The sequence below is a fragment of the Pseudobacteroides sp. genome (assembly GCF_036567765.1).
In the GTDB taxonomy this organism is placed as follows: Bacteria; Bacillota; Clostridia; order Acetivibrionales; family DSM-2933; genus Pseudobacteroides.
The window spans coordinates 96,750-108,810 of the sequence record NZ_DATCTU010000121.1; the positions used below are offsets into that span (position 1 = coordinate 96,750).

A 12,061-nucleotide genomic window follows, 5' to 3' on the forward strand; every position below is an offset into this window, starting at 1 on the left:
AACTTCTGTTTTATTCAAATAGACAAATAATATATCAGGCTACTTTTTGTTCAAATAGACGCACCCCGTAACTGTATGCATAGAAACTTTTTTTCCTCCCCCATTTAATTCTTTTGATACGCTCACTCCACCAGTCCCCTGTTTTTCAGGATCCATGCCGTCAAAATTTCCTCCGATAATACCAGTAGTTACTCTAGCGTCCAAACTTATTTTAGAGTTTGAAGGTATTTTCATAGATACATTACCTGTTGTATTTTCAACATTCAAGCTTTCCATATTGTCTAGTTGGGCATCAATATCAATATCGCCTGTTATAAGCCTTATAGAGTTATCCGCCATAAGGGTGGAATTTGCCAACGAGATATTCCCTGTGGTTTCTTCCACTTGTATCGACCCGCTTAAGCCTTCTAAATAAACATCTCCGGTAACGTTATTTACAGTGTATTTTTTTAAATCCCTTGGTATCTCAATTAAAAGTTCCATACTAGCTGTTATTCTGCTATAATTATTGGATTTCCAATCCCAAAAATCTCCCTTACCAGCATCAGTAACAACACTTATGTCAATCTTTCCATTACTGACCTGCGAACCGATTTTAGCCTGCTTTAAAACCCTTTCAACATCATTTACTTCAAATCCTGCTGCTTTTTTCAGCAACTTTACCTTTATTTTCTGCACGTTGGTTTTATATATACTAATGTTTCCTGTAACATTTGTTACATTTAAACTGTCTAGGGAAGAAGGCACCGCCAGCTCCATTGATTCCTCGCCTGCCTTTTCTATCCTCTGAACCTCACCGCCAAAGCCTACACCAGCCCCACATCCTACCAACACAACAGTGAATACTGTTATTAAAGTTAAAATTATTATAGTTTTCTTCATATATCCTCCCTTTTTCCATAAGTTTAATTCTTTACAGTTCAACTTACGTTAAGTACCGGAAATTGTCTGAATAAAAAAATATGACTATCTCTGCAGACTTTACTGATGATTCTATAAAATTAAATGACCACATCTTTTCACCGGAAATACCAGAATCACCAAAACCTACAATATTCCATGTCATTCCATAGGTACTGCTAAATATGTCATCCTTGTACTAACATTAGGATAGCATGTAAGTCGTAATCCCCTTGATTTAAGCCAGTCAATATTATAACCTACTTCAGCCGGAACAGGTCGGTCTTCTTCATACCAGTTTAGTCTGAAATCATTCGTGTTATATAAATCGTTAAAATTGACATTAACTTTTTTACTATTTATCGTAGGTGTTGGAGCAGGAACAGGATTTATAGTTATATCATCCAAGTTTCCATATTCCAACGTAATATTTTTTTCTTTAGGATTCCAGTTAACTTTGCATCCAAGGCTTTCAGCTATCAGTCTTAGAGGTACAAAAGTTCTGCTATTTATTATACTGGGTGAAGAATCACTTTTTTTCTTAACCCCATTAATGCTTACAGTATTACTATTTATCCATAGCTCGATAAGCTTTGAGTTTAAATTGATTGATATTTTCTTTTCCGAACCGCTCCATGTAACACTTCCACCTAGTTGCTCAATAAGTGCTTTAATTGGAATTAATGTTCTTCCATCTTTAATAACAGGTGATACATGCTTACCATTCTCTATATCTTTCTTTACCCCATTAACTGTCATATAAGGTTTACCTGTATTTAAAACACTTATACCTTTACTCACGTAAATGGAAAAAACCCCATCACCATGCACTTCCTCATAGTTCTCTCCGTCAAAATTTGATAAAAGTTCACCATTTTCGTACTTATCTCCTAAAGGCGAGCTATATCCAAAAAAACTCCACTCATAACCGGTTTCCATTGGATCGATTGGTTCACAATCGGGACTTCTAAACCTTATTCCATGAGTCGTATCAGCTTTAAAAGGAACACCTGGGTCAAATTGGAAAGAAGTAATTTGATATTTTCCATCCATGCTTCGATTCTTGGGAATGTCATTTTTACTTTTAACCTTTGATGAAATCACCTTAAACTTGGATGAACCGACCTCAACTATATCAAGAATCAAATCGCCGGTACTTGTACTTTTAGCTTCATGTTTCCAGTATATTTCTACTTCAACTTTTCTTAAAAAACAATCGTTACTTACCCAAAATGTCTGAAGAGGAGATGTATTTGATTCAATACTAATAGCATTGTTGTTTTGATTTTGAAGATGGGTTTTTACTAGTGGACCAGTAGCATCTGTGTTTTGTAATAAGGAATTTTTATCTGTTGGCTTCTCCTCTACAAGTACACCATATGCAGGAATATTATAAGCAGGATTAATAATTATTAAAAGAATTAAAACAATCATAATAACTTTTTTCATAAAGGCTCTTTATTTTTGGGCATAAAATAAACTAGAAGGTTTAAAATTAGAGAATTAAAAAATTAAGTTTTTATACAAAATTGATATTAATTTAGGAATTTATTAAGAGTTGCTGTAATGAGATGATTTTTCTTATATAATAAATATACCAGGCTTTTCATGTCAATTCAAGGACCATTTCTTATGTCGTTTTCCTATGGTATCGGGTACCTTAACTGGATTACAACACCACTTTGGTATTGTAATATATCATTCTTATTGCACTACCAAGTCATCAAAGCGTAATTTAACGTTCTTTTTAAACGAACTAATCATTTCCTCTTTACTGGCAAACTTGCCGTCTAGATACAACCTTAACGCTTTAACAAACTCACTTTCAATGTCATGGTCATATGCGGTTGCATTTTTCCCGTCTATCTCTTTAACAATGGGCTCAAAGAGCTTAAATCTATTTATGCCTAAAAACTTATCATTCTCCTTAGCACCCTCTGAAATGATCTCCATGTTATTGGGAAAAGAATTATATTCATTAGCCCAATTCCTCATTAAGACCTTACCGGTTGTGAAATATTTTATAAATTCCCATGCAATCTCTTTATTTTGAGATTTGCTGTATATTCCATACCAGGTTCCCCCGTCATAGAAAGGATATGCGGGTCTTATTACTCCCCATTTTTGACCTGACTTTATATCGGTATAGCCCACTATATTTGAAATTTGCCCAAAAGGACATACCCATGCCATAACACTATCATTGCTGTAAATTGCTGAATACCAATCTGATGAAAGCGGCTCGATGCCCGCTTCATATCTAATTGCTCTTAGCATTTTTGCAAAACCGATAAAATCCTGTACCTTTTCATCAATAACGAGTTTATTATCTGTCACCCAGCCCTTGCGACGTTCACCCATATACATTAACATGAGCTCTTCAAAGCTAGAAAATAAGCATACCTTTCCATTGCTTTTCTGTTTTAAAATTTCGGCTGTTTGCAATATTTTTTCAGGTGTTGAAAACATTTCTTCTATCTTCAGCGGGTCATCAGTTCCAAGATATTTTTGAGATATACTTTTTTTGTAGATGATCACACCTGGTGCTGCAGTATCTGATAGTGCTCTAAGGATTCCCTTTTTATCCGTTCCCACTTGTATGGTATAAGGTATCATTTTATCTGTATATCCCTTTGCCTTATCTGTCAAATCCGCGAAAGCATCCGGCAATTCTATAAATCGTTTTGCAAATGAAGAATCCACAGCAAATACGTCAGCAACATGGGTTCCGGACTTTAAAGCAGCAGCAAGATAATTCTGGTACTCTCCGTTTGCATTTGGCACTAGTTTTAAATTCACATTTACTTTAGGATAGACTTCTTTAAACTTATCCAGCATTCTATGTGCCTCATCCTCATTAAAATGTGCAAAATCAAAGCCTATCTTTTTCGATGAAAAATTTATGGTATTGTCATCCAATACCACTCCAAATCCGGTTAACCTAGCCGCAGATTCAAGGGGCAAATAGGGTTCACCCCCTATCATCACAGGCGACATATACGATTCGTCAGGATTTTTTATCACATTTTCCTTCTTATTATCCAAATATATTTTAATATTACTATATTTAAAAACCTCTGTATCTTTCATGTTGCCATAAAGCCTTATAATACTAAATATTGATAAAGCAGTAAGGAAAATAAGGTAAGCAAGCAAAGACACTTTTGTTATTCTTCTCATATATATCTCCCTGTCGTATTAATTCGGACTTCATAGATGCCGAGCTGATATATAACTTTACAGTTCGGTATCTTTATTCAAAACTATTGAACTTCTATATCTTTAAGCTTCAATTTCACATTATTTTTAAATACCCCGACCATATCTTCCTTGCTTTTTATACTACCATCCAGGTACAATTTCATTGCTTCTACGAACTCCTTGTAAATAGCCTCATCATATCGGGTTATAGTATCCCCTTTTATGTCTTTTACCAGGGGTTCAAAAAACTCAAATACATTGGTGCTCACAATTTTATTCACATTCGGTGACCCTTGACTAATAACTCCCAAATTATTAGGCAATTCCTGATTTTCGTTAGCCCAAGCCTTCATCATATCCTTGTGAGCAGTAAAAAATTTTACAAATTCCCATGCAGCATCCTTATTGGGAGATTTACTGTATATTCCATACCATGTGCCTCCCCAAAAGAAAGGGAATGTAGGATTAACCAGTCCCCATCTTCCGCCTTCTTCAGCTTTTTTATCATTACTGCCTAAAATCCACGGTATTCCCCAGGTAGGGCATATTAATGCAAATATCTTTTCGTCATCCGCGATTGCAGCACTCCATTCTGAAGACCACTGATCAATACCTGATTCGTATTTATTATCTCTAAAAGTTTTTGCAACATCAATATACTCCAGCATGACTTTGTCAATGGTTAGTCTATTGTTAACAACCCATGCCTGACTTCGCCCGAAAATATACATTCTCAACAAATCTTCAAACCCAGCAAATAAAGAAACATTTCCTCCACTTTTTTCCTTCAGCAGCCTTGCCGTTTTCAGCATGTTTTCAGGTGTTGAAAACATAACTTTTACTTTTTCATGGTCATCAGTTCCAAGATATTTTTTTGCAACACCCTTTTTGAATGCAATAGCACCTGGTGCCGCAGTATCTGATAATGCCCTTAAAACACCATTTTGGTCTGTCCCGATTTGTACGGTATAGGGTATCATATTACCTCTATAGGCCTTTGCTATATCTCCTATGTCTAAAAAAGCACCAGGCATTTCAATAAATCTTTTGGCAAATAACGATTCAACAGCGATAACGTCAGGAGCGTTTTCTCCTGATGTTATTAGTGACTCAGTTTTATTTTCATAAATTTCATCCCTGGGATAATTAAGTATAACTTCAATGTTTGGATAAGCTTCTTTGAAATGCTGCAACATCTTTACCGCCGCATCCCTATTGAAATGCCTCACAGAAATCTTGCCTTTTATAGCTTCATTACGGTATTTATAACTGGATTTATCAGCTAACATAATTGCTTGCTGATTCTTATCCCACTTAACTTCAAAATTTGCTAAATCCGCTGCTGCTTCTAAAGGCACATATGTCTTTCCGTCCAATTCTACAGAAGGCAGTTTGGCTCCGGATTTATCAATAAATTCTTTTTTCTGTTTATCCAGATAAATTTCCATATTGTCTTTTTTTATCGACTGAGTTTTATAACATAAAACAACACTTATGGCAGTTGCCAATGTAAGAATAATAAATAGTACTGCTATGATCACTTTAGTTATTCTTTTCATATATACCTCCCGTCCTGCTGTAACAACAAATAAGCCCTGTATTAATAAGGATCATATATATACTATCATGTATTTCTAATTTTGAAAATAAAGTAAGTTATCATTACCTAACATTTTTTCTTGACGCATCAAAAAATATATGGTATTCTAAAATTTGTATGTTAAAAAACGTGTTGTTGCCTATTATACTAGTATGAGCCAACAAGTATATTATTTTATTCTTAAAACATGATTGTTTGAAGGGAGGATTAAACCAATGCAAAGGCCATGCATGCTATGTTTTTATAACAATAAAAAGCTATTATTTTTTCCAAGCATCAATATCGATATGCATTGGCTTAATTCCCTATTGCCACAAAAACCTTATCTTTTATGCAATGTCAGATACGGCTTTAGCTGATCAAACACACACATAAAACATAAAAATGCAATATAGGCGGTTAAGTCATTTAGTTCATGACTTAACCGCTTTTTTGCTGTTCAGGAAAAGTTAATTTTATTATCAAAGGAGAGATTATTATGAAAAGACAATTTAGTTTGGAAAACACTAGAAACATTGGTATTATGGCTCATATTGATGCTGGTAAAACCACTACAACAGAAAGGATTTTGTTCTACTCAGGCAAGCTTCATCGTTTGGGCGAGGTTCATGACGGAAGTGCAGCGATGGATTATTTACCACAGGAGCAGGACAGAGGTATTACAATTACATCTGCGGCCACTACGGCAGAGTGGAAAGGACATAGAATTAATATCATTGATACCCCAGGTCATGTAGATTTTACAGTTGAAGTGGAAAGATCGCTTCGCGTTTTAGATGGCTCAGTTGCATTATTCTGTGCTAAAGGCGGAGTGGAGCCCCAATCAGAAACCGTGTGGCGGCAGGCCGACAACTATGGCGTACCACGGCTTGCATTTGTAAACAAAATGGATATCATAGGAGCAGATTTCTACAACTGTGTTGCCATGATGAAGAATAGGTTAAAAACAAATGCCGTACCTCTTCAGCTTCCTATTGGCAATGAAGATTCCTTCTGCGGTATTGTGGACCTTATTACATTAAAGGCCTACTTTTACAAGGACGAATCGGGTAAAATCTTAGAGGAAGGCTCAATACCTGAAGATATGATGAACCTTGTAGATGAGTATCGCATTGTTTTACTGGAAACAGCTGCAGAACAAAATGAAGAGCTTATGGTAAAGTATCTTTCAGGAGATATGTTATCGATTGATGAGATTAAAGAGGCCCTTAGGAAAGCTACTATTGCTGCAATCATAACACCGGTGCTTTGCGGATCAGCTTACAGAAACAAAGGCATTCAGCAGCTTTTAGATGCGGTGATTGATTATCTTCCATCACCACTAGATGTTGGTCCTATAAAAGGTATATCAATGGATGGCGAGACTGGTATTGAAAGATCCGCCGATGATCAGGGACCTTTCTCAGCTCTGGCATTTAAGATTATATCAGATACTTACATAGGTAAGCTTTGCTTTTTCAGAGTATACTCTGGAACATTAAAAGCCGGTTCCTATGTGTATAATTCTTCAAAAGGTAAAAGAGAAAGGATAGGTCGGATCTTACAAATGCATGCTAATCACCGCGAAGACATTGAGATGGCTTATGCAGGCGATATCGCGGCTGCAGTCGGACTAAAAGATACAACTACTGGAGACACCCTATGTTCGGAAGATAATGTAGTAATTCTTGAATCTATGATATTTCCCGAGCCGGTGATCTCAGTTGCTGTTGAGCCTAAGACAAAAGCAGAACAAAGCAAAATGAGCATTGCATTGCAAAAACTATCGGAAGAAGATCCTACGTTCCGGGTACATACCGATAAAGAAACCGGTCAAACCATAATTGAAGGAATGGGAGAACTTCACTTGGAGATCATTATAGACCGCATGAAGACTGATTTTAACGTTACAGCCAATGTTGGCAAACCCAAGGTGGCTTACAGGGAAACCATTCGCAAGAAAGCTAAAGCAGAAGGTAAACTGGTAAAACAAACCGGCGGAAGCGGTCAATATGCTCACTGTGTGTTAGAGGTTGAGCCCTTAGCACGCGGAAGCGGTTTTGAGTTCGTTTCCAAAATTACAGGCGGAGCTATCCCAAAGGAATTCATAGGGCCTATAGAGTCTGGCGTTCGAGATGCTTTGAATTACGGTGTATTAGGAGGATATAGTGTAGTCGATATAAAAGTTACCCTCATTGACGGGTCATACCATGATGAGGATTCCTCAGAAATAGCTTTTAGAACTGCCGCTTCAATGGCATTTAAAGAAGCATGTCATAAAGCAAGTCCTGTACTTTTAGAACCCATCATGAAAGTTGATGTATCTGTGCCGGAAGAATATACCGGTGACGGGATTGGAGAAATCAATATGAGGAGGGGCAGAATAGAAGGAATGGAAGCAAGATCCGGCTATCAAATGATCATGGCAAATGTCCCTCTATCAGAAATGTTTGAGTTCTCCACACCTCTTCGCTCCAAAACTCAGGGCCGCGGAACTTTCAGCATGCAAATAAGTCACTTTGCAGAAGTTCCAAATAACATCCAAGACTGTGTTTTAGGTTAGAAAAATGGGTAGCCAATGCGGCTACCCATTTTTTATTGGATATAAAAACTATAATTTTCACCTGAATTATTATCCCAATTGTTTGCATCATCCTTAAAGGCTACGTTTATCTGTTTGCTATCTACTGCAGGAATTGATAATTCATACATGTGTTGGTTGGTACTATTCATAGGGTAAGTTGAAGTATTCTGCCAGTCATCATTGTCACCAAAGCCCACTACTGCAAACACTCCACTAGCACCACTTTTCGTAAGAAGTCCGCTATATGTCAGTTTTACTTTGTCTCCTACAGTTGAAACCGTAACACCTTTTGAATAGTTATCATAAAGTATTTCATCTGCAAGCTCTACGTCAAAACTTTCACATCCGCATTCATTACATCCGGATGATTTGCAATCAGCATTAATCACAGGCACACTACTTTTCTTCTTGAAAAAATCCAATATACCCATTATTCTTACCTCCCAACAAAATTATATTTTTTTAACCCATTATAGTTTTTACAGGCTATTAAAAATTATCTTAAAAGAATAATGGCAAATTTGAAAAGAATATGAATTTGTATGATTATAACGATTGTTTTATAAATGAACCTGACACAAAATTAAAATACAAATTATTTCTTTGTATAAGGGAATCATGACTTCCTTCATCTGCAATTTTTCCATCCTCCAGGATAAATATTCTATCAGCATTTAGTATGGTGGTAAGTCTGTGTGCAATTACCAGCACAGTACAATGGTTCTTGATTTTACCAATTATATTTTTAATTGTTTTCTCACTGTGAGGATCTAATGAAGATGTGGGTTCATCAAGAATAATTAAAGAAGGCTTTCTCAAAAGAGCCCTTGCTATCCCCAACTTTTGACTTTCACCCCCTGAAAAATTCAAATTCTCGTTTATTACTGTCTCATAGCCGTGAGGCAAGCTCATAATTTTTTCATGGAGCTCCACCTTCCTGCATGCTTCAATAACTTCCTCATCTTTAGCATCAAGTCTTCCCCGTCTTATGTTATCCATTATGCTTTTATTAAAAGCTCAATCCGCTGCGGAACAAAACCGATATTTTTCCGTAGGGCTTCCACACCCATTTTGCTTATATCTTTTCCTCCAATATAAATCTTTCCTTCCGGAATGCTGTAAAAACCCATCAAGATGTTTATAAGTGTACTCTTTCCTGATCCGCTTTTACCTACAATAGCTGCGAATTCGTTGTTTCTTATATTCATGTTAATATTTTTTAATACCAGAATATCCGGGCTCATAGCTACAACCTGTCCGATACTTAAGGAGCCTTCCATGACTAGATAAGCTCCATAACCGTAAATTATCGATAATGAGGATACCACCATTACAGATAAAAATGTTCCTAGAGTAACGCTGTATTTGGAAATCTTTAAGCTGGATGTATGTAGATTATATGATGCACTTTTAAATTCCTTTACAGTCAGTTTTTCAAGGGATAAGGCCTTAATTGGCAGAATCTTATCACAAGACTGATTTATAACAGTGCATAGATCATCAAGGCTGGTCTGAACTTCAAGAGACAATATCCCAAGCTTTTTACTCAAAAAAGAACTTAATGCCCCACCATCATTCAAAACTCTCGAAATTATTTCACCTTTTTTAACGGAATCAAAAAATTTCAGCGGTGCATGAATAATTTTTTCAAAAAGCTTTTCCCGTATTGAAAGTGTTATTCTTTCAGTAATGTTAATAAAAACAAGGTTTTTAAAGTATTCTATAAATGGTTGTGAACACATACAATAAAGAAAAATACCAGACCCCATGTAAGATTATGAAGCGATCCGGCCGGTATAACTTCGTCGATCAAATGCCTCGATACCAACGGGGCGGCGAACAAAGCAACTGAACCTAGTATTGTAAGTATAAGCCCGATAATTTGCCACTTTATAAAAGGTTTAATCAGCAGGTATATTTTTTTAGCAAAATCCTTCATATTATTATTTCTCCCTTAACCTTTTAACATACCGTGCCGTGTAAGGTTTAAACTTGTAGTATTTTATAAGTGTTTCCATTTTGGTGTTATGACTCAAAACATCAGCTTCTAAGTAGCTGCAGCCCATAGATGCTGCCCATGCTTCTGTGGCTTTAACAAGATCGGTACTTAAGGTCAGTCCCATCCTGTAATCTTCTTCAACGTACATGTGAAACACATATGCATAATCATCAGCGGGAAAGTAATAGTCTTTATGATGCAAAACCGTCTCTATAAAACCTACTATTTTATTTTGTACTTCGGCAACAAATATAGCACAATATTTTTTGCTCATTGCAAATCTTAAATTGCCATACTCTTTAAATTCAATATTTTGGTCAAAATATGGGTCTTTACTGATTTGATCATAGGATAGCTTGCACCATAATTCATTGATTGCACTCATATCCCGCTTTTTGGCTTTTCTTATTTTATAATTCACAAAACCACCTGATAAATGTAAATTTTTAAGCAATAACTAAAGCGATATTCTAATCATTGCTTAGCAAATACGTTATTTTAAGATATTCTTCCAATTGGTATTTCCAGTTTTCACAGTTAGGCTTTTTATACTTCATTCCTATATATGGACAGCCGCCCATACAAATGGGCAGATATTTGCATTCCCTGCATTCACTGAAATCCAATGGACTCCATGTCATATAATTAACATTATTCAATTTCACCTTGTCTTCTATTTTTACAGAGCTGTTAACGTTTCCAATGGATTTATCTGTTACACCCGCATCATTCCAACATTTATATATATATATCCCTTAGGATCTATGACATATGAAGACATCTGGGTTGCACCGCAGTAGTTTCCTATAATATTTGGGTATAACATTCTGTCATTTACTCTGAAACGGTTTTGAAGTAGCAGCTTTAAGGTATTGATATTTATTTCTGAAAATTGCTTGGTATGCATGCAGGATTCGGCTATATGGTCACAGGCATCGGTATAAGATGTAACTTTCCCAAGGGAAAGAGGCAGATCCTGAAGATTGTTCTCCTTAAGTATATCAAGAAGGTCTTTGACAAAAGATGAATTTTCATTATCTACGTTCATTCTTATATTACATAATATGTTCTTTGCTTTTAGCTTTTTGATGTTTGACAGAAGTACATCGAAAGTACCTTCTCCGTTTAGCTTAAGTATTCTTCTCTTGTTATGAATATTGGGAGGTCCATCCAATGTTATTTGAACCGAGTTAACATTTGAGGATATTAATTGTTCTATTATCTCATCGTTTAGCAAATAACCGTTTGTAACCATTCCTGCATGGTATTTAACATTGCTTTCTTCACATATTTTAATGGCTTTCCGGGAAAAATCAAAAATAGTTTCACTTGCAATAAGAGGCTCTCCGCCATACCAGGTTACATGTATGTCTCCTTTTTTTGCAGCAACCGCAGTAATCCAGCTTAGAATTGCGTTCTTAGTTTCATCGCTCATTTTACCTGCTGTCGGGTACTCATAACAGTAAGGGCATTTAAAGTTACATTCAAGAGTTGGTGCTATTGTAAGAAACAGGCCATAGTCATGATACTTTCCTTCATTCATCCTGTATTCAACCAGCTTTAACTCATCAACATCATCAGTTAAGATATAGTTTCCACGAAGCATCTCATCAATAAGCTTCTTTTTATCTTCTTCAAGATTCTCATGCTCTATGTCTTCAATATTATCTATAATATTTATAAACTCATCATCTATTTGTGCGAGTGCACAAGTAAGACTATTAAAAGCAATTTTCACATCGTCATTGAGAGTCCAGAAAAAATTGTATCTTGAAGCCTTCATATTGCTTATCCCCCT

The 12,061-nt window shown here is 35.9% G+C and carries 12 protein-coding genes; 1 reads left to right on the top strand and 11 read right to left on the bottom strand.

Annotated features, from left to right (window positions below):
- Positions 1 to 39 precede the first annotated feature (39 nt).
- From VIO64_RS20285 to VIO64_RS20300, 4 genes are all read right to left on the bottom strand, one after another.
- Complete coding sequence (locus VIO64_RS20285; RefSeq protein WP_331921565.1) at positions 40 to 882, bottom strand: DUF4097 family beta strand repeat-containing protein; 843 nt, start codon at positions 880 to 882, stop codon at positions 40 to 42.
- 180 nt (positions 883 to 1,062) lie between these two features.
- The gene (locus VIO64_RS20290) at positions 1,063 to 2,349 is read right to left on the bottom strand and encodes a copper amine oxidase N-terminal domain-containing protein (protein WP_331921566.1); all 1,287 of its coding nucleotides are present in this window, start codon (positions 2,347 to 2,349) and stop codon (positions 1,063 to 1,065) included.
- 255 nt (positions 2,350 to 2,604) lie between these two features.
- The gene (locus VIO64_RS20295; protein WP_331921567.1) at positions 2,605 to 4,080 is read right to left on the bottom strand and encodes an ABC transporter substrate-binding protein; all 1,476 of its coding nucleotides are present in this window, start codon (positions 4,078 to 4,080) and stop codon (positions 2,605 to 2,607) included.
- 83 nt (positions 4,081 to 4,163) lie between these two features.
- Positions 4,164 to 5,660 (bottom strand): extracellular solute-binding protein, encoded by a 1,497-nt coding sequence (locus VIO64_RS20300; protein ID WP_331921568.1) that lies wholly within the window; start codon positions 5,658 to 5,660, stop codon positions 4,164 to 4,166.
- A 519-nt stretch (positions 5,661 to 6,179) separates the two neighbouring features.
- On the opposite strand from VIO64_RS20300, the gene fusA reads away from it, so the two are divergent.
- Entirely contained in the window at positions 6,180 to 8,243 is a 2,064-nt protein-coding gene (gene fusA, locus VIO64_RS20305; protein ID WP_331921569.1) for an elongation factor G, read from the top strand.
- Positions 8,244 to 8,275: 32 nt separating this feature from the next.
- Here fusA and VIO64_RS20310 read toward each other — a convergent pair whose 3' ends face one another.
- The 7 genes from VIO64_RS20310 to VIO64_RS20340 all read right to left on the bottom strand — a co-directional run bounded on the left by VIO64_RS20310 (position 8,276) and on the right by VIO64_RS20340 (position 12,046).
- The gene (locus tag VIO64_RS20310; protein ID WP_331921570.1) at positions 8,276 to 8,695 is read right to left on the bottom strand and encodes a carbohydrate-binding family 25 protein; all 420 of its coding nucleotides are present in this window, start codon (positions 8,693 to 8,695) and stop codon (positions 8,276 to 8,278) included.
- A 115-nt stretch (positions 8,696 to 8,810) separates the two neighbouring features.
- Positions 8,811 to 9,263: an ATP-binding cassette domain-containing protein gene (locus tag VIO64_RS20315; protein ID WP_331921571.1), complete on the bottom strand. Its 453-nt coding sequence runs from the start codon at positions 9,261 to 9,263 to the stop codon at positions 8,811 to 8,813.
- Positions 9,263 to 10,006 (bottom strand): ABC transporter ATP-binding protein, encoded by a 744-nt coding sequence (locus VIO64_RS20320; protein ID WP_331921572.1) that lies wholly within the window; start codon positions 10,004 to 10,006, stop codon positions 9,263 to 9,265. The genes VIO64_RS20315 and VIO64_RS20320 overlap by 1 nt, the downstream gene beginning before the upstream one ends.
- Positions 9,985 to 10,203 (bottom strand): hypothetical protein, encoded by a 219-nt coding sequence (locus VIO64_RS20325; RefSeq protein WP_331921573.1) that lies wholly within the window; start codon positions 10,201 to 10,203, stop codon positions 9,985 to 9,987. The genes VIO64_RS20320 and VIO64_RS20325 overlap by 22 nt, the downstream gene beginning before the upstream one ends.
- 4 nt (positions 10,204 to 10,207) lie before the next feature.
- Entirely contained in the window at positions 10,208 to 10,684 is a 477-nt protein-coding gene (locus VIO64_RS20330; RefSeq protein WP_331921574.1) for a GNAT family N-acetyltransferase, read from the bottom strand.
- Between the two features lie 49 nt (positions 10,685 to 10,733).
- A complete protein-coding gene (locus tag VIO64_RS20335; RefSeq protein WP_331921607.1) occupies positions 10,734 to 11,015 on the bottom strand; it encodes an SPASM domain-containing protein in 282 nt (93 codons plus the stop codon).
- Complete coding sequence (locus VIO64_RS20340) at positions 10,979 to 12,046, bottom strand: radical SAM protein (RefSeq protein ID WP_331921575.1); 1,068 nt, start codon at positions 12,044 to 12,046, stop codon at positions 10,979 to 10,981. Before VIO64_RS20340 ends, VIO64_RS20335 begins: the two co-directional genes overlap by 37 nt.
- Positions 12,047 to 12,061 lie beyond the last annotated feature (15 nt).

Bases quoted from the DNA above. Each gene is read 5' to 3' on its own strand.
- VIO64_RS20290 (WP_331921566.1), bottom strand. From the start codon at position 2,349: ATGAAAAAAGTTATTATGATTGTTTTAATTCTTTTAATAATTATTAAT.
- VIO64_RS20320 (WP_331921572.1), bottom strand. From the start codon at position 10,006: ATGTGTTCACAACCATTTATAGAATACTTTAAAAACCTTGTTTTTATT.
- fusA (WP_331921569.1), top strand. From the start codon at position 6,180: ATGAAAAGACAATTTAGTTTGGAAAACACTAGAAACATTGGTATTATG.
- VIO64_RS20300 (WP_331921568.1), bottom strand. From the start codon at position 5,660: ATGAAAAGAATAACTAAAGTGATCATAGCAGTACTATTTATTATTCTT.
- VIO64_RS20325 (WP_331921573.1), bottom strand. From the start codon at position 10,203: ATGAAGGATTTTGCTAAAAAAATATACCTGCTGATTAAACCTTTTATA.
- VIO64_RS20315 (WP_331921571.1), bottom strand. From the start codon at position 9,263: ATGGATAACATAAGACGGGGAAGACTTGATGCTAAAGATGAGGAAGTT.
- VIO64_RS20295 (WP_331921567.1), bottom strand. From the start codon at position 4,080: ATGAGAAGAATAACAAAAGTGTCTTTGCTTGCTTACCTTATTTTCCTT.
- VIO64_RS20285 (WP_331921565.1), bottom strand. From the start codon at position 882: ATGAAGAAAACTATAATAATTTTAACTTTAATAACAGTATTCACTGTT.
- VIO64_RS20310 (WP_331921570.1), bottom strand. From the start codon at position 8,695: ATGGGTATATTGGATTTTTTCAAGAAGAAAAGTAGTGTGCCTGTGATT.
- VIO64_RS20340 (WP_331921575.1), bottom strand. From the start codon at position 12,046: ATGAAGGCTTCAAGATACAATTTTTTCTGGACTCTCAATGACGATGTG.